The 16,878-nt window shown below is 51.3% G+C and carries 15 protein-coding genes; 11 read left to right on the plus strand and 4 right to left on the minus strand.

All coding sequences use genetic code 11. The features are described from left to right. Window positions 1-3 precede the first annotated feature (3 nt). From GUC46_RS15745 to GUC46_RS15755, 3 genes are all read left to right on the plus strand, one after another. Window positions 4-2,436, plus strand: coding sequence for a glycyl radical protein (locus GUC46_RS15745; RefSeq protein ID WP_160180480.1), 2,433 nt, complete (start codon window positions 4-6; stop codon window positions 2,434-2,436). 166 nt (window positions 2,437-2,602) lie between these two features. After that, a complete protein-coding gene (locus tag GUC46_RS15750) occupies window positions 2,603-3,418 on the plus strand; it encodes a Cof-type HAD-IIB family hydrolase (protein WP_060855615.1) in 816 nt (271 codons plus the stop codon). A gap of 153 nt (window positions 3,419-3,571) precedes the next feature. Further along, window positions 3,572-4,834, plus strand: coding sequence for a DUF1479 domain-containing protein (locus GUC46_RS15755; RefSeq protein WP_060855614.1), 1,263 nt, complete (start codon window positions 3,572-3,574; stop codon window positions 4,832-4,834). A 143-nt stretch (window positions 4,835-4,977) separates the two neighbouring features. On the opposite strand, the gene GUC46_RS15760 is transcribed toward GUC46_RS15755, so the two are convergent. Next, the gene (locus GUC46_RS15760; protein WP_160180482.1) at window positions 4,978-6,573 is read right to left on the minus strand and encodes an ABC-F family ATPase; all 1,596 of its coding nucleotides are present in this window, start codon (window positions 6,571-6,573) and stop codon (window positions 4,978-4,980) included. 232 nt (window positions 6,574-6,805) lie between these two features. On the opposite strand from GUC46_RS15760, the gene ldtB reads away from it, so the two are divergent. Further along, a complete protein-coding gene (ldtB, locus tag GUC46_RS15765; protein ID WP_003845438.1) occupies window positions 6,806-7,726 on the plus strand; it encodes a L,D-transpeptidase in 921 nt (306 codons plus the stop codon). Window positions 7,727-7,820: 94 nt separating this feature from the next. On the opposite strand, the gene GUC46_RS15770 is transcribed toward ldtB, so the two are convergent. Both GUC46_RS15770 and mntR read right to left on the minus strand, forming a co-directional pair. Then, window positions 7,821-8,930, minus strand: coding sequence for an anion transporter (locus tag GUC46_RS15770; protein WP_130714851.1), 1,110 nt, complete (start codon window positions 8,928-8,930; stop codon window positions 7,821-7,823). Further along, the gene (mntR, locus tag GUC46_RS15775) at window positions 8,927-9,400 is read right to left on the minus strand and encodes a manganese-binding transcriptional regulator MntR (RefSeq protein ID WP_003035264.1); all 474 of its coding nucleotides are present in this window, start codon (window positions 9,398-9,400) and stop codon (window positions 8,927-8,929) included. The genes GUC46_RS15770 and mntR overlap by 4 nt, the downstream gene beginning before the upstream one ends. A 186-nt stretch (window positions 9,401-9,586) precedes the next feature. Here mntR and mntS point away from each other — a divergent pair, with 186 nt between their 5' ends. Beyond that, window positions 9,587-9,715 carry a manganase accumulation protein MntS gene (gene mntS, locus GUC46_RS15780; RefSeq protein WP_003035262.1) on the plus strand — a complete coding sequence of 43 codons (129 nt, stop codon included), beginning with the start codon at window positions 9,587-9,589 and terminating at the stop codon, window positions 9,713-9,715. A 276-nt stretch (window positions 9,716-9,991) separates the two neighbouring features. Beyond that, the gene (locus tag GUC46_RS15785) at window positions 9,992-11,578 is read left to right on the plus strand and encodes a phosphoethanolamine transferase (protein ID WP_130714852.1); all 1,587 of its coding nucleotides are present in this window, start codon (window positions 9,992-9,994) and stop codon (window positions 11,576-11,578) included. A gap of 64 nt (window positions 11,579-11,642) precedes the next feature. On the opposite strand, the gene ompX is transcribed toward GUC46_RS15785, so the two are convergent. Further along, on the minus strand, window positions 11,643-12,158 hold the full coding sequence (ompX, locus tag GUC46_RS15790) for an outer membrane protein OmpX (protein WP_003035257.1): 516 nt from the start codon (window positions 12,156-12,158) through the stop codon (window positions 11,643-11,645). A 353-nt stretch (window positions 12,159-12,511) separates the two neighbouring features. Between ompX and rhtA the strand changes: the two genes are divergently transcribed. The 5 genes from rhtA to glnQ all read left to right on the plus strand — a co-directional run bounded on the left by rhtA (window position 12,512) and on the right by glnQ (window position 16,835). Further along, entirely contained in the window at window positions 12,512-13,399 is an 888-nt protein-coding gene (rhtA, locus tag GUC46_RS15795) for a threonine/homoserine exporter RhtA (RefSeq protein ID WP_003035255.1), read from the plus strand. Between the two features lie 304 nt (window positions 13,400-13,703). Next, on the plus strand, window positions 13,704-14,207 hold the full coding sequence (gene dps / locus GUC46_RS15800) for a DNA starvation/stationary phase protection protein Dps (RefSeq protein ID WP_032936399.1): 504 nt from the start codon (window positions 13,704-13,706) through the stop codon (window positions 14,205-14,207). A 365-nt stretch (window positions 14,208-14,572) separates the two neighbouring features. Continuing rightward, window positions 14,573-15,319 carry a glutamine ABC transporter substrate-binding protein GlnH gene (gene glnH / locus GUC46_RS15805; RefSeq protein WP_160180484.1) on the plus strand — a complete coding sequence of 249 codons (747 nt, stop codon included), beginning with the start codon at window positions 14,573-14,575 and terminating at the stop codon, window positions 15,317-15,319. A 137-nt stretch (window positions 15,320-15,456) separates the two neighbouring features. After that, on the plus strand, window positions 15,457-16,116 hold the full coding sequence (gene glnP, locus GUC46_RS15810; protein ID WP_003035248.1) for a glutamine ABC transporter permease GlnP: 660 nt from the start codon (window positions 15,457-15,459) through the stop codon (window positions 16,114-16,116). Next, complete coding sequence (gene glnQ, locus GUC46_RS15815) at window positions 16,113-16,835, plus strand: glutamine ABC transporter ATP-binding protein GlnQ (RefSeq protein ID WP_003035246.1); 723 nt, start codon at window positions 16,113-16,115, stop codon at window positions 16,833-16,835. Before glnP ends, glnQ begins: the two co-directional genes overlap by 4 nt. The last annotated feature ends 43 nt before the right edge of the window (window positions 16,836-16,878 follow it).

A 16,878-nucleotide genomic window follows, 5' to 3' on the forward strand; every position in this document is an offset into this window, starting at 1 on the left:
GCCATGACCACTCTGAAACTGGACACACTCAGCGATCGTATCAAAGCGCATAAAACAGCCCTGATCCATATCGTGAAACCGCCGGTTTGTACCGAACGCGCCCAGCACTATACCGAGATGTATCAGCAACACCTGGATAAGCCGATCCCGGTACGCCGCGCGCTGGCGCTGGCCCATCATCTGGCGGAACGTACCATCTGGATCAAGCATGACGAACTGATTATCGGTAACCAGGCAAGCGAAGTGCGCGCCGCGCCGATCTTCCCGGAATACACCGTCTCCTGGATTGAAAAAGAGATCGACGACCTCGCCGACAGACCGGGCGCAGGTTTTGCGGTAAGCGAAGAGAATAAACGCGTATTACATGAGGTGTGTCCGTGGTGGCGTGGTCAGACCGTGCAGGATCGCTGCTACGGGATGTTCACTGACGAGCAGAAAGGGTTGCTGGAAACCGGCATTATCAAAGCCGAAGGTAATATGACCTCCGGCGACGCACACCTGGCGGTGAACTTCCCGCTACTACTGGAAAAAGGTCTCGACGGCCTGCGCCACAAAGTCGATGAACGTCGCTCCCGCATCAATCTGACGTGTCTGGACGATCTCCACGGCGATCAGTTCCTAAAAGCGATTGATATCGTGCTGGAAGCCGTCACTTTACACATTGAGCGCTTTGCCGCGCTGGCGCGTAAAATGGCATCCACAGAAACGCGCACCAGCCGTCGTGATGAACTGCTGACCATGGCGGAAAACTGTGATGTGATTGCCCATGAGCCACCAAAAACATTCTGGCAGGCGTTGCAGTTGTGCTATTTCATCCAGTTGATTCTGCAAATTGAATCTAACGGTCACTCAGTGTCGTTTGGCCGTATGGATCAGTACCTCTACCCGTTCTACCGTCGCGACGTAGAACTGAATCAGAGCCTCGATCGTGAGCACGCCATTGAGCTGTTGCACAGCTGCTGGCTGAAACTGCTGGAAGTGAACAAAATCCGTTCCGGCTCCCATTCGAAAGCCTCAGCGGGCAGCCCGCTCTATCAGAACGTAACCATAGGTGGCCAGAACTTGGTCAGCGGTCAGGCGATGGATGCCGTCAACCCGCTCTCCTACGCCATTCTGGAATCATGTGGCCGCCTGCGTTCTACTCAGCCGAACCTGAGCGTGCGTTATCACGCGGGGATGAGTAATGACTTCCTTGATGCCTGCGTGCAGGTGATCCGCTGCGGCTTCGGGATGCCAGCCTTTAACAACGATGAAATCGTCATTCCGGAATTCATTAAGCTGGGCATTGAACCGCAAGACGCCTATGACTATGCAGCGATTGGTTGCATCGAAACCGCCGTTGGCGGCAAATGGGGCTACCGCTGCACCGGCATGAGCTTTATTAACTTTGCCCGCGTGATGCTGGCGGCGCTGGAAGGCGGATGCGATGCCACCAGCGGCAAAGTCTTCCTGCCGCAGGAAAAAGCGCTCTCAGCTGGCAACTTCAACAATTTCGATGAAGTGATGGATGCCTGGGATACACAGATTCGCTACTACACGCGTAAATCCATTGAAATCGAGTATGTCGTTGACACCATGCTGGAAGAGAACGTACACGATATTCTGTGCTCCGCGCTGGTAGACGACTGTATCGAACGCGCGAAAAGCATTAAGCAAGGCGGCGCGAAGTATGACTGGGTATCAGGTTTGCAGGTGGGTATCGCCAACCTCGGCAACAGCCTGGCAGCAGTGAAGAAACTGGTCTTTGAACAGGGCGCTATCGGTCAACAACAACTGGCCGCCGCGCTGGCCGATGATTTTGACGGTCTGACCCATGAGCAGTTACGCCAACGGCTAATCAACGGCGCACCAAAATACGGCAACGATGACGATAGCGTTGATACGCTGCTGGCCCGCGCTTATCAGACTTATATCGATGAACTGAAACAGTATCATAATCCGCGTTACGGACGTGGCCCGGTTGGCGGCAATTACTACGCCGGGACCTCGTCTATTTCTGCAAACGTGCCGTTTGGCGCAGCAACGATGGCAACGCCGGATGGCCGTAAAGCACACACTCCACTGGCAGAAGGCGCAAGCCCGGCTTCCGGTACGGACCATCTCGGCCCAACTGCGGTAATTGGCTCGGTGGGTAAACTGCCGACCGGTTCGATTCTCGGTGGCGTGCTGTTAAATCAGAAGCTGAACCCGGCCACGCTGGAAAATGAGTCTGACAAACAAAAGCTGATGATTCTGCTGCGTACCTTCTTTGAAGAGCACAAAGGTTGGCATATTCAGTACAACATCGTTTCTCGTGAAACGCTGCTGGAAGCCAAAAAACACCCGGATCAGTACCGTGATCTGGTGGTGCGTGTAGCGGGTTATTCCGCCTTCTTCACCGCGCTGTCTCCGGATGCACAGGACGATATCATCGCGCGCACTGAACATATGCTGTAACCCTCCCGCCCGGTGGCGCTACGCTTACCGGGCTTACATACTCCCCTTTAGCCAGGTAAGGCGAAGTTGCCACCTGGCGTTTTACTTTCATTCGAAATTAAATTTGTGCTTTAGCTCACATTGTTATTAAAATGTTTCTGGTCGCAGTTATGAGCCAGGAGCATATATGACCATCAAAGTTATCGTCACCGATATGGACGGAACTTTTCTCGACGACGCCAAGCAATACGATCGTGCACGCTTTTTGGCGCAGTATCAGGAACTGAAGAAACGAGATATTGAATTTGTCGTGGCAAGCGGCAACCAGTATTACCAGTTGATCTCCTTTTTCCCGCAGCTCAAAGATGAGATCTCTTTTGTCGCCGAGAACGGGGCGCTGGTGTTTGAACATGGCAAACAGCTGTTTCACGGCGAACTTACGCGCCACGAATCACGCATTGTCATTGGCGAACTGCTCAAAGATAAGCAGCTCAACTTTGTGGCCTGTGGACTGCAAAGCGCCTACGTGAGCGAAAATGCCCCAGAGTCCTTTGTCGGTTTGATGTCAAAACACTACCACCGCCTGAAACCCGTAAAGGATTATCAGGATATCGACGATGTGCTGTTCAAGTTCTCGCTGAATTTACCGGACCAACAGATCCCGCTGGTTATCGATCACCTTCATTCTGCTCTCGACGGCATTATGAAGCCCGTCACCAGCGGCTTTGGGTTTATCGACCTGATCATTCCAGGCTTACATAAAGCCAACGGAATCAGCCGTCTGCTAAAACGCTGGAACCTGTCACCGCAAAACGTGGTCGCCATTGGCGACAGTGGCAATGACGCGGAAATGCTGAAGATGGCGCACTACTCTTTCGCCATGGCCAATGCGGCAGAGAGCATCAAAGCGATTGCCCGCTATCAGACCGATGACAATAACCATCAAGGCGCGCTGAACGTAATTCAGGCAGTGCTGGATAACACTTCACCTTTTAACGTCTGATCCTGCCAACCGGGGTATCCCTCATCCCGGTTTTCACTCTTTTTCTATTTTGCTCACACCAGCAGGTTTTTAAACTTGCATTAACCAATTTTTAACTTATATTGTCACTTGCAGTCAAATTTTGTTTCGAATGAAAGTTAATGCGAGGTGGTTATGGCTTTTACTTTTACCAGCGACACGTTGCCCGCCGATCACAAAGCGGCAATCCGTCAGATGAAACAGCAACTGCGGGCACAGCTTGGGGATGTTCAGTTGATCTTCAATCAGCTGAGCGATGCCATTGCCACCCGCGTGGCGGAAATCAACGCTCTCAAAGCGCAAGGTTCCCCGGTATGGCCTGTGTTGTCCTATGCGGATATCAAAGCGGGTCGCGTGAGTGCAGAGCAGCGTGAAGAAATTAAGCGTCGCGGATGCGCAGTCATTAAAGGGCATTTCCCCCGCGAACAGGCGCTGGCATGGGATCAGTCGATGCTTGATTACCTGGATCGCAACCATTTTGATGACGTCTACAAAGGGCCAGGCGATAACTTCTTCGGCACCCTGAGCGCATCGCGACCTGAAATCTACCCCATTTACTGGTCCCAGGCGCAGATGCAGGCCCGCCAAAGTGAAGAAATGGCCAATGCGCAGTCGTTCCTCAATCGTCTTTGGACATTTTCAAGCGAAGGTAAACAATGGTTTAACCCGGATGTCAGCGTTATCTACCCTGACCGTATACGCCGCCGTCCGCCGGGAACCACCTCCAAAGGGCTGGGCGCGCATACGGATTCCGGCGCGCTGGAACGCTGGCTGCTGCCTGCGTATCAGCAGGTATTTGCTCATGTTTTCAATGGCAAGCTGGCAGATTACGATCCGTGGCAGGCTGCGCATCGCACCGAAGTAGAAGAATACACGGTGGATAACACCACCAAATGTTCAGTGTTCCGTACCTTCCAGGGCTGGACTGCGTTGTCCGATATGCTGCCAGGTCAGGGATTGTTGCACGTAGTTCCGATTCCTGAAGCGATGGCGTATGTGCTGTTACGCCCATTGCTTGACGATGTGCCGGAAGATGAGCTTTGCGGCGTAGCGCCCGGACGAGTCCTGCCGATTTCCGCACAATGGCATCCGTTGCTGATTGAAGCGTTAACCAGCATTCCGCAACTGGACGCCGGAGACTCCGTATGGTGGCATTGTGATGTTATTCACTCCGTCGCGCCTGTAGAAAATCAGCAGGGCTGGGGTAACGTGATGTATATCCCTGCCGCCCCGATGTGCGAAAAAAATCTGGCTTACGCCCACAAAGTGAAAACTGCGCTGGAAAAAGGCGCATCGCCGGGTGATTTCCCGCGAGAGGATTATGAAACTAACTGGGAAGGACGCTTCACGCTGGAGGATTTGAATATCCACGGTAAACGCGCGCTGGGGATTATTTAATATGTAGCTTACACAATTTTCCCTAGGTATTTCGCGTTACAGGAAGGCGACCAGCCTGTAAATCCCCGGGAGCTTACATAAGTAAGTGACCGGGGTGAACAGGTGCAGCCAACACACCTGTAACACGAAAGACGACGGGTGAATTAACCGTCAATACCTTTACTACGCAGGTAATCTTCGTAGTTGCCGGTGAAGTCGATCACGCGTTCCGGCGTAATCTCAATCACGCGGGTCGCCAGAGAACTGACGAACTCACGGTCGTGAGAAACAAAGATCAACGTGCCCTGATACATTTCCAGCGCCATGTTCAGCGACTCGATAGATTCCATATCCAGGTGGTTGGTCGGTTCATCCATGACCAGGATATTCGGTTTCTGCATCATCAGCTTACCGAAAAGCATGCGTCCTTTTTCTCCACCGGAGAGCACTTTTGCAGGTTTCTTGATATCGTCCTGGCTGAAAAGCAGACGGCCAAGGAAGCTGCGCACAACCTGCTCATCATCGCCTTCTTGTTTCCACTGGCTCATCCATTCGAAGACGGTCAGATCGTTTTCAAACTCGTATTCATGATCCTGCGCGTAGTAACCCACCAGGGCGTTTTCAGACCACTTAACGGTACCGTTGTCCGGCTGCAAATCGCCAACCAACGTTTTCAGCATGGTGGATTTACCCACGCCGTTGGCACCAATGATAGCTACCTTCTCCCCTACTTCCAGCAGCAGATTGAAGTTTTTAAACAGCGGACCTTCATCAAAACCTTTCGCCAGCGTTTCCACTTCCAGCGCGTTACGGAACAGTTTCTTATCCTGTTCGAAGCGGATGAACGGGTTCTGACGGCTGGACGCTTTCACTTCGTCGAGCTTGATCTTATCAATCTGACGCGCACGAGAGGTCGCCTGTCGAGATTTAGACGCGTTGGCGCTAAAGCGGCTGACGAAGGATTGCAGATCGGCAATCTGTGCTTTCTTCTTGGCGTTATCGGCCAGCAGACGTTCACGCGCCTGGGTTGCCGCCGTCATGTATTCGTCGTAGTTACCCGGATAAACACGCAGTTCGCCATAGTCCAGATCCGCCATGTGTGTACAGACCATGTTCAGGAAGTGACGGTCGTGCGAAATGATGATCATGGTGCTGTCACGCTCGTTCAGCGTCTGCTCCAGCCAGCGAATGGTGTCGATATCCAGGTTGTTCGTTGGTTCGTCGAGCAGCAGAATGTCCGGGTTAGAGAACAGCGCCTGCGCCAGAAGCACACGCAGCTTCCAGCCGGGCGCGACTTCGCTCATCGGGCCGTAATGCTGTTCTACCGGAATGCCTACGCCCAGCAGCAGTTCACCCGCACGCGCTTCCGCAGAGTAGCCGTCCATTTCGCCATACTGAACTTCGAGATCAGCAACTTTATAGCCGTCTTCTTCGCTCATCTCAGCCAGGGCGTAAATGCGATCGCGCTCCTGCTTCACTTCCCACAGTTCAGCGTGACCCATGATCACGGTGTCAAGCACGGTGAATTCTTCAAAGGCGAATTGATCCTGACGCAGCTTACCGATGCGCTCGTTAGGATCGAGGGAAACGTTACCCAGCGTCGGTTCGAGGTCGCCGCCGAGAATCTTCATAAAAGTGGATTTACCGCTACCGTTCGCGCCAATCAGGCCGTAACGGTTGCCGCCGCCAAATTTGACGGAAATATTTTCAAACAGCGGCTTACTGCCGAACTGCATGGTGACGTTGCTGGAAACTAACACTGGCGTATCCTGAAAGAGAAAGAAATATGTGACAAACCGCTTATTATGCCATAAGTCTGCAAGAAGATCGCGTCTTCATGCGGAAGGGATAAAGTGAAAGCAAAAGGAAAAAAATGTGATTTAGTACACATCCGAATTCCTTGTTGCTCAGATTGCACATATAATGCGTGCCCAACACTACATAAATCTCAACCCACTAGCCTGCCTGGCACTGAATCTCGCATACATGAATATGAATATGAAATTAACAACGCTTTTCGCGGCGGCACTTGCAATAGTTGGTTTTTGTAATACCGCTTCAGCCGTCACGTACCCGCTGCCGACCGATGGTAGCCGTTTGATTGGCCAAAACCAGGTCATTACTATTCCTGAAGGCAACACCCAACCGCTGGAGTATTTTGCGGCAGAGTATCAGATGGGTCTGTCTAACATGCTGGAAGCCAACCCGGGCGTGGATACCTTCCTGCCGAAAGGCGGCACCGTGCTGAACATTCCTCAGCAGTTGATCCTGCCGGATACCGTGCATGAAGGTATTGTTATCAACAGCGCTGAAATGCGTCTGTACTACTACCCGAAAGGCACCAACACCGTCATTGTTCTGCCGATCGGTATCGGCCAGTTGGGCAAAGACACGCCAATCAACTGGACCACCAAAGTAGAACGTAAAAAAGCAGGCCCAACCTGGACGCCAACGGCGAAAATGCATGCGGAATACCGCGCTGCAGGCGAGCCGCTGCCAGCCGTTGTTCCGGCTGGTCCGGATAACCCGATGGGACTGTACGCGCTGTATATCGGTCGCCTGTATGCTATCCACGGTACCAATGCTAACTTCGGCGTCGGCTTACGTGTCAGCCACGGTTGCGTACGTCTGCGTAACGACGACATCAAATTCTTGTTTGAAAATGTGCCGGTCGGCACCCGTGTACAGTTTATTGATGAGCCGGTAAAAGCCACTACCGAACCAGACGGTAGCCGTTACATCGAAGTACATAACCCGCTGTCTACGACTGAAGCACAGTTCGAAGGCGGGGAAATTGTACCGATTACCCTGACCAAGAGCATTACCAGCATCACCGGTCAGCCTGACGTCGATCAGGCCGTCGTTGAGCAGGCAGTACAGAACCGTTCTGGTATGCCGGTTCGCCTGAACTAATCAGCTATACATGCCCGATGGCGCTACGCTTATCGGGCCTACCAACACTGTAGGCCGGATTAGGCGCCAGCCGCCATCCGGCACACCACATCAATTACATCATCAGCAACAAACCATAACCCACCAGCGCCGCCCATATCAGCATCGGTACCGAATACCAATGAAAACGCCACCAGATCCGGCGGTCGTTTGCCATCCGTAACGCAATGAGATTCGCCAGCGATCCTGGCAACAGCCCAAAGCCGCCCACATTGACCGCCCAGGCCAGAAGCAGCGTTGGCGGGACGTAGTTCAGCAGCAAAATCGTACTGGGCACATTACTGATAAACTGAGACAGGCCAATGGCGGTCAGCCAAAGTCCCGGCGCTGAAAGCGCGCCAATCTGGTGGGTTATCCCCTGCAGGGCCGGAAGCTGCGTCAGCAAGTGCACATCAATGAACATCGCCATAAACACCAACAGCAGCGTCCAGTCTACGCTGAGGATCACGCGGCGAGCCAGCACCATGAACCCTGCCGCCACAATCGCCAGACCCCACAGCTCTTGTTTTAACTCCAGTGCTGCAAGGAAGATGATATACAACACCAGACAGCCCCACACCAGACGCGGTTGCCAGTCAGGTGCGCGCGTACCGGTATGATAATGCAACGCTTTATTCGGGAAACTGAACCAGCACAGCACCACCAGCGTCAGCATCATGGCCCCCGCAAGCGGCGCCATTTGCCAGGTAAACGCGGTAAACGATAAGCCTGAGCGTCCCCACATCAGAATATTTTGTGGATTGCCTATTGGCGTGAGCAACGATCCGGCGTTAACCGCCAGCGCCTCAAAGATAATCAGGCGATTCACCGGAATAGCGCACAATTTTTTCAGGGTGATGGTCAGCGGAACAACAATAAACAGCGCAACATCGTTGGTCAGAAACGTCGACAACAACGCCGCCGCCAGCACCATAAATATCGCCAGCTGGCGCTCTGTTTTGAAACGGCGGGTCATCTTGCGCCCTAACACATCGAAGTAACCACTTAGCTCCACGCCTTTGGTCAGTAACATCAGGCCACTGAGTGTGATAATTGTGTGCCAGTCAATCGCTCCCGGCCACGACCGGGGTGTAAATGACGTGAACAGGCTCAGTACAACCCCAACGATGATTAACAGCTGGAAAAAACGATCGCGCTGTAAGGCGCGTAATAAAGGAAAACTCATTCAGAGCCTGTTCCTTGCTGTTGCGTAAACCGGCTAAAAGCCTCCAGCGTTTCCTTACTGACGTGATGCTCCATCCCCTCCGCGTCGCGACGGGCAATTTCCGGACTGATACCTAACATCAGCAGGAAATTCTCCACAATCTGATGACGCTCCCGACTTTCCTGAGCCAGTCGTTCACCTTCTGCGGTTAAAAACACGCCTCGCCAGGGGATCATTTCAATCAATCCGACTGAAGCAAGACGCTTAAGCATTTTAGCAACCGTCGGCTGGGAAACCCCAAGCCGTGCGGCCATATCCACCTGGCGCGCTTCACCTACCTCAATAATGAGATCGGAAATCAGCTCTACGTAGTCATCAATCAGCTCACGGCGATGCGCCTCCCGGACCTGACGAAATCCTTCAACGTGTTCTTCGACATTCACCAATTGCGTCACTTTTTTTGTTGTTGGCGTACCTGCGCGACGACTCATTCTGCTTCCTCGTTACTGTGACGCGTTAACGGCATCTGATTAGAGAGCACTCATTGTAAACCAGAGTTGCGCGGGCACAAAAAATTAACGTTTTAGCAATAGCTATATAATATAGCCTGTGCTATATCTGTATATAATAAAGACATCCCTCAAGGATTGATGGGATCATGAAGTCAGGAGGTTTACATGAATGAATTTAAGAGGTGTATACGCGTGTTTAGCCACTCTCCCTTTAAAGTACGGTTGATGCTGATCTCTATGCTGTGTGACATGATTAACAGCAAACCAGAGAAGGATAAACCTTCAGAAAAATAGTGCGGCGTCGCGGTACGCCGCTTCATTTTCCTGCCGTCATCCGGGTACGGTGGTGGTTTTCGTCTCAATAACCCTTCTTTTTGTCAGTTTTGCCACGTTCCTCGCAAAACAATTTCTTTGTAGTAGTTGACCTTCTCTTGCGCACACTCTATCTTTTCGCAGCCCTGCGTATATTGCGGCTCGCGGATGCGGACCCTATCCCTCTTCTCGCTCTCTCAGGCAGGCAATGACCCTTAGCGCCAGGGTAAGCACATGGCGTTTTTGTAACAGTGGCATATGAATTTAACCCTCAAAGATTCAATCATTGCTCGCAGCCGGGCGATTAGTCCGTGGACTGGCCTCTATTTCTTACAGTCTCTGCTGATCAACCTTGCGCTGGGCTATCCGCTTAGCCTGCTCTATAGCGTTGCTTTCACCTGTATATTAATGCTGATGTGGCGCAGCGCGCCACGCGCGCAGAAAGTGCTGATTGGCATTTGCTCGCTGATTGCGGCAATGTATTTTCCGTTCGGCCAGGCTTACGGCTCACCGAACTTCAATACCTTGCTGGCGCTGCACTCAACCAATATGGAAGAGTCCACCGAAATCCTGACCATCTTCCCCTGGTACAGTTATCTGGTTGGGGTGTTTATTTTCGCCCTCGGCGTTATCGCCGTACGTCGTAAAAAAGATGAACAAAAGCGTGGCTGGAACAAGTTCGACAGCGTTTGTTTGCTGTTCAGCGTTGTCGCATTCTTTGTTACCCCGGTACAAAACCTGGCCTGGGGCGGCGTGTTCAAGCTGAAAGACACTGGCTATCCGGTTTTCCGGTTTGCCAAGGACGTGATCGTCAATAACAACGAAGTGCTCGACGAACAAGAGCGTATGGCGAAGCTGTCGAGCGTGAAAGACAGTTGGACCGTAACCGCCGTGAAGCCGAAGTATCACACCTACGTCGTGGTGATCGGCGAAAGCGCCCGCCGCGATGCGTTAGGCGCGTTTGGCGGTCACTGGGATAACACCCCGTTTGCCAGCTCCGTTAACGGCTACATCTTTGCGGATTACATTGCTGCCAGCGGTTCAACGCAAAAATCACTCGGCCTGACGCTGAATCGGGTGGTCGACAATAAGCCCCAGTTCCAGGATAACTTTGTCACCCTGGCCAACCGAGCAGGTTTCCAGACATGGTGGTTTTCCAATCAGGGACAAATTGGTGAATACGACACGGCCATCGCCAGCATTGCAAAACGCGCTGATGAAGTTCAGTTCCTCAAGAACGGTGACTTCGAAGCGGATAAAAACACCCGTGACGAAGCGCTGTTAAAGATGACCGCTCAGGTGCTGGCAACCGAGCGCACTCAGCTGCAGCTCATTGTATTGCATTTAATGGGCTCACATCCGCAGGCCTGCGACCGTACGCAGGGTAAGTACGAGACTTTCGTCCAGTCAAAAGAGACGTCTTGCTACCTGTACACCATGACGCAAACGGATGACCTACTGCGCCAGCTATACGATCAGCTACGTAATAGCGGTACCAGCTTCTCGATGGTCTATTTCTCCGATCATGGGCTCGCGTTTAAAGAGCGTGGAAAAGAGGTGCAGTACCTGGCGCATGACGATCAGTTCCAGCAGAATTTCCAGGTACCTTTCATGGTGCTTTCGAGTGATGATAAAGCGCATCGGGTGATTAAGGCCCGTCGATCCGCCAATGATTTCCTCAGCTTTTTCTCGCAGTGGACAGGGATTAGCGCAAAAGAAATCACCAACAGCTACCGCTTTATCTCAGAGAAAAAAGCCGGGCCGGTGTACATCACCAACTTTAAGCTACAGAAGGTGGACTACAACCACCTTGGTACCGACATCTTCGAAACCAAATCTCGTTAACAGCTCATATTGCAGGCAAAAAAAATCCGCCCCGAGAGGCGGATTTTTCATATCACCGAAGTGATTAGAAGCGGTAACCCACGCCAGCGATCCAGGTGCCAACGTCAACGCTACGAATACGGCTCTGCTCGTAGGAGAAGTCCAGAGCAACGTTTTCGATCGGGTTGAACTGCAGACCAGCACCGTAAGAGAAACCGTAGTCGCTGGTGGTGTGATTGTCAGCCGGGGATGCTGCGTTCTGGAATTTACCGTAACCAACACCCACTACACCGTAGATGCTTGCCCAGTCGTTCAGACGGTAAGCCGGACCAGCAGTGATGCCGTAGTACTGGGTTTTGTTGTAGTCGCCAGAAGCATCGGTACGATCTTTTTCAGTGTAAGTGAAGGAACCGATAACACCCAGCGGGTTGTTGTCCTGCTCGTAGCGATACTTCAGGTTGAAACCGTTCATTTTGTTCGCTGCGCCCTGAGCATCGCTCTGAGCGTAACCACCGGTAACGGTAGAAGTAGCAGCTACAGCAGTACCTGCGGAGAAAGCCAGAACAGCGGCCAGTGCTGAAAGACATGCAATTTTTTTCATAACCACCTCAAATGTGCTTCAAGTAAATCTTAAGTTTTAAATATACCAAAAATTGATGGGAAACTCTTTGCGATTAGCGATGTCTAACGGGTTCTTTCATGTAACAGAACATTTCAGAAATCCGCTATCTCTTTCAATTAACATCACTTTTCTAACGTAAAATGCCATTATTGCGCGCACAATATGGCACATTCATCCAGACTATTCCTAATCACACAGATTATTAATCCATCATTTTCATGCCATTGTACGGAACTGAGCAATTTTTTTTTCAACGAATACTCAACCACATGTGTGTATTTCCATTACACTCGCTGTTTTACTTCTATTGACATAATTTGACAGGAGAAAGGATGCCGGGGTCGTCACGTAAAGCGCCAGTCTGGTTGCCTATTTTGGTTTTGCTAATTGCTATGTCCTCCATTCAAAGCGGAGCATCTCTGGCGAAATCGCTGTTCCCGCTCGTCGGCGCGCCGGGCGTCACCGCGTTGCGCCTTGCGTTGGGCACCCTCATCCTTATCGCCTTCTTTAAACCCTGGCGTTTGCGATTCGCCAAAGAACAGCGCCTGCCCCTTCTGTTTTATGGCCTGTCTCTGGGCGGGATGAACTATCTCTTCTATCTGTCAATCCAGACCGTGCCACTGGGAATTGCCGTGGCGCTGGAATTTACCGGCCCGCTGGCGGTAGCGCTGTTTTCATCCCGGCGCCCGGTGGATTTCATTTGGGTTGCACTGGCTGTACTCGGACTGTGGTTCCTGCTGCCATTAGGTCAGGACGTTTCTCACGTCGATTTAACCGGCGCTGCGCTAGCGCTGGGGGCTGGTGCCTGCTGGGCTATCTATATTCTTACCGGGCAGCGGGCCGGGGCGGAACACGGTCCGGCAACCGTCGCAGTAGGATCATTAATTGCAGCACTGGTATTTGTGCCAATCGGCGCGATCCAGGCTGGTGATGCCCTGTGGCATTGGTCCATTCTGCCGTTAGGCCTGGCCATTGCAGTCCTCTCTACTGCACTTCCCTATTCACTGGAGATGATTGCGTTGACGCGCCTGCCGACGCGTACTTTCGGTACATTGATGAGTATGGAACCTGCCCTGGCAGCGGTTTCCGGAATGATCTTCCTCGGTGAAACGCTGACGCTTATCCAGACACTCGCTCTGGGTGCCATTATCGTCGCATCAATGGGCTCTACGCTCACTATTCGTAAAGAGCCACAAATAAAACAAGTCGACGTGAATTAACCACGTAATATTCTGCATGGTTTGCATAATCATGCAGAATATCCAATTGTAAATCTGCATGATAATAATTCTAAAAAATATAATTTTCTCATCCGCATATTTCATTCAATCTCAAAAATTAACATAAAAATAACACCACGTAAGAAACACAACACTCATTGCATTGATTTTATTTGATATTTTATATCTTCCCCCTTCTTCGCTATTAAAGTGATAGGCAACACCGGAAAAAAAAATCCAAATTTAGCGCTATACTTAATTCCGTTGAAGAGTTGGGACATAACTATCAAGAGGATATGAAAATATGAGTACCGCGAAACTGGTAAAAACAAAAGCATCCGCCCTCCTTTATACCCGCAACGATGTGTCTGATAGCGAAAAGAAAGCGACCGTTGAACTGCTGAATCAGCAAGTAATCCAGTTCATTGACCTGTCATTGATCACCAAACAGGCTCACTGGAACATGCGCGGCGCAAACTTCATTGCGGTACATGAAATGCTGGATGGCTTCCGTACAGCCCTGACCGATCACCTCGACACTATGGCTGAACGCGCCGTACAGTTGGGCGGTGTGGCACTGGGCACAACTCAGGTTATTAATAGCAAAACGCCTCTGAAAAGTTACCCGCTGGATATCCATAACGTACAGGACCACTTAAAAGAGCTGGCCGAACGTTATGCCGTAGTTGCAAACAGCGTACGTAAGGCTATTAGCGAAGCAAAAGACGAAGATACCGCGGATATCTTTACCGCAGCCTCTCGCGATCTCGACAAATTCCTGTGGTTTATCGAAGCCAACATTGAGTAACCGCAGACATAAGAATTACCTATATAACCCTCGCTCCGGCGGGGGTTTTGCACATCTATGGTGCATAACATTGATCATTCGTCACTCCAAAGTAAATTATTTGTAATAATCATCTCACACAATCGTTAACGAAAGATTGTTTTATCAACAATTTTTACGCTAAATAGTCATACCGTTTGCACCGTGCCTGGTTCGCACCAAATGAGTGCCCCAAAACAGTGCAGATTACTCGCTTTACCCTACTTATTGTGCAGAGAAACGAAACACCCTCTTGTTAAAACAATGAGTTGCAAAATTGGCACGATTCTTTCATTAAGCCATATGTTCTCGCAGGGGATCGCCCCGTGGATATAAAAGGAAATCCTATGAAGTCTGTATTAAAAGTTTCACTGGCTGCACTTACCCTGGCTTTTGCGGTGTCCTCCCATGCCGCAGATAAGAAACTGGTTGTCGCAACTGACACCGCGTTTGTACCGTTCGAATTCAAACAGGGTGACAAATACGTTGGATTTGATGTGGATCTTTGGGCTGCCGTTGCCAAAGAATTGAAACTGGATTATGAACTGAAACCAATGGATTTCAGCGGCATCATCCCGGCTCTGCAAACCAAAAATATCGACCTGGCACTGGCGGGTATCACCATCACCGATGAGCGTAAAAAAGCGATCGACTTCTCTGACGGCTACTACAAAAGCGGTCTGTTAGTGATGGTGAAAGCGAATAACAACGACGTGAAAAGCGTGAAAGATCTGGATGGTAAAGTTGTCGCAGTGAAGAGCGGCACCGGTTCCGTTGATTACGCAAAAGCGAATATCAAAACTAAAGACCTGCGTCAGTTCCCGAACATCGATAACGCGTATATGGAACTGGGCACCAACCGCGCAGACGCCGTGCTGCACGACACACCAAACATTCTTTACTTCATCAAAACAGCTGGCAATGGTCAGTTCAAAGCTGTAGGCGAATCACTGGAAGCCCAGCAGTACGGCATCGCCTTCCCGAAAGGCAGCGACGACCTGCGTGAGAAAGTGAACGGCGCGCTGAAAACGCTGAAAGAGAACGGTACTTACAACGAAATCTACAAAAAATGGTTCGCTACTGAACCTAAATAATAACCGGTAGCGTTGCCCGGTGGCGTGATGCTTACCGGGCCTACGCCTGGATTTTTGAGACCTGTAAGCCGGATAAGCCCAGCGCATCCGGCAAAACGGGCATTTGAATATTTACACCACGGTAACAGGAACGACATATGCAGTTTGACTGGAGTGCCATCTGGCCCGCCATCCCGCTTTTGATTGAAGGCGCCAAAATGACCCTGTGGATCTCGGTCCTCGGTCTGGCTGGCGGTCTGATAATCGGACTTGCAGCAGGGTTTGCGCGCACTTTCGGCGGTTGGATCGCCAACCACGTAGCGCTGGTGTTTATCGAAGTCATTCGCGGTACGCCAATCGTTGTGCAGGTAATGTTTATTTACTTCGCTCTACCAATGGCATTTAACGATTTACGCATTGACCCTTTTAGCGCCGCCGTTGTCACCATCATGATCAACTCCGGTGCCTATATTGCGGAAATCACTCGCGGTGCGGTGCTCTCAATCCATAAAGGATTCAGCGAAGCCGGACTGGCCCTTGGACTTTCACGCACAGAGACTATTCGCCACGTTATTTTGCCTCTCGCGCTGCGTCGTATGCTGCCGCCGCTGGGAAACCAGTGGATCATCAGCATTAAAGATACCTCGCTGTTTATTGTCATTGGCGTCGCTGAACTGACCCGTCAGGGCCAGGAAATCATTGCCGGTAACTTCCGCGCACTGGAAATCTGGAGCGCCGTTGCGGTGTTCTATCTGATCATTACGCTGGTGCTAAGCTTCATTCTGCGTCGTCTGGAAAGAAGGATGAAAATCCTGTGATTGAATTTAAAAACGTTTCTAAGCACTTTGGTCCAACCCAGGTGCTGCACAATATTGACCTGAACATTCAACAGGGTGAAGTAGTGGTGATTATCGGGCCGTCAGGATCCGGTAAATCTACCCTGCTACGCTGCATTAACAAACTGGAAGAGATAACCTCTGGCGATCTGATCGTCGACGGTCTGAAAGTGAACGATCCGAAGGTAGACGAGCGGTTAATCCGCCAGGAAGCCGGGATGGTATTTCAGCAGTTCTATCTGTTCCCGCATCTGACGGCGCTGGAAAACGTCATGTTCGGGCCGCAGCGCGTACGCGGGGCGAATAAAGAACAGGCCGAGAAACTGGCGAAAGAACTGCTGGCGAAAGTGGGTCTGGCCGAGCGCGCCCATCACTACCCTTCAGAGCTGTCCGGCGGTCAACAACAGCGTGTGGCTATTGCCCGTGCGCTGGCGGTGAAGCCGAAAATGATGCTGTTTGATGAGCCAACCTCTGCGCTGGACCCGGAACTGCGTCATGAGGTTCTGAAAGTTATGCAGGATCTGGCGGAAGAAGGGATGACCATGGTGATTGTGACCCACGAAATCGGTTTTGCCGAAAAAGTGGCTTCACGCCTGATTTTCATTGATAAGGGAAGAATTGCCGAAGACGGTAATCCGCAGGCCCTGATTGAAAATCCGCCCAGCCAACGCTTACAGGAATTCTTGCAGCACGTATCCTGATAGCTCTGCCTCCCTTCGCCCGAAGGGAGGTTTTTCACCAGAA

This window comes from Citrobacter sp. LUTT5 (assembly GCF_009905315.1).
Lineage (GTDB): Bacteria > Pseudomonadota > Gammaproteobacteria > Enterobacterales > Enterobacteriaceae > Citrobacter > Citrobacter freundii.

Excerpts from the sequence above, each read along its gene's own strand:
- GUC46_RS15745 (WP_160180480.1), top strand. The coding sequence starts at position 4 with ATGACCACTCTGAAACTGGACACACTCAGCGATCGTATCAAAGCGCAT.
- GUC46_RS15750 (WP_060855615.1), top strand. The coding sequence starts at position 2,603 with ATGACCATCAAAGTTATCGTCACCGATATGGACGGAACTTTTCTCGAC.
- GUC46_RS15755 (WP_060855614.1), top strand. The coding sequence starts at position 3,572 with ATGGCTTTTACTTTTACCAGCGACACGTTGCCCGCCGATCACAAAGCG.
- ldtB (WP_003845438.1), top strand. The coding sequence starts at position 6,806 with ATGAATATGAAATTAACAACGCTTTTCGCGGCGGCACTTGCAATAGTT.
- GUC46_RS15770 (WP_130714851.1), bottom strand. The coding sequence starts at position 8,930 with ATGAGTTTTCCTTTATTACGCGCCTTACAGCGCGATCGTTTTTTCCAG.
- mntR (WP_003035264.1), bottom strand. The coding sequence starts at position 9,400 with ATGAGTCGTCGCGCAGGTACGCCAACAACAAAAAAAGTGACGCAATTG.
- mntS (WP_003035262.1), top strand. The coding sequence starts at position 9,587 with ATGAATGAATTTAAGAGGTGTATACGCGTGTTTAGCCACTCTCCCTTT.
- GUC46_RS15785 (WP_130714852.1), top strand. The coding sequence starts at position 9,992 with ATGAATTTAACCCTCAAAGATTCAATCATTGCTCGCAGCCGGGCGATT.
- ompX (WP_003035257.1), bottom strand. The coding sequence starts at position 12,158 with ATGAAAAAAATTGCATGTCTTTCAGCACTGGCCGCTGTTCTGGCTTTC.
- rhtA (WP_003035255.1), top strand. The coding sequence starts at position 12,512 with ATGCCGGGGTCGTCACGTAAAGCGCCAGTCTGGTTGCCTATTTTGGTT.
- dps (WP_032936399.1), top strand. The coding sequence starts at position 13,704 with ATGAGTACCGCGAAACTGGTAAAAACAAAAGCATCCGCCCTCCTTTAT.
- glnH (WP_160180484.1), top strand. The coding sequence starts at position 14,573 with ATGAAGTCTGTATTAAAAGTTTCACTGGCTGCACTTACCCTGGCTTTT.
- glnP (WP_003035248.1), top strand. The coding sequence starts at position 15,457 with ATGCAGTTTGACTGGAGTGCCATCTGGCCCGCCATCCCGCTTTTGATT.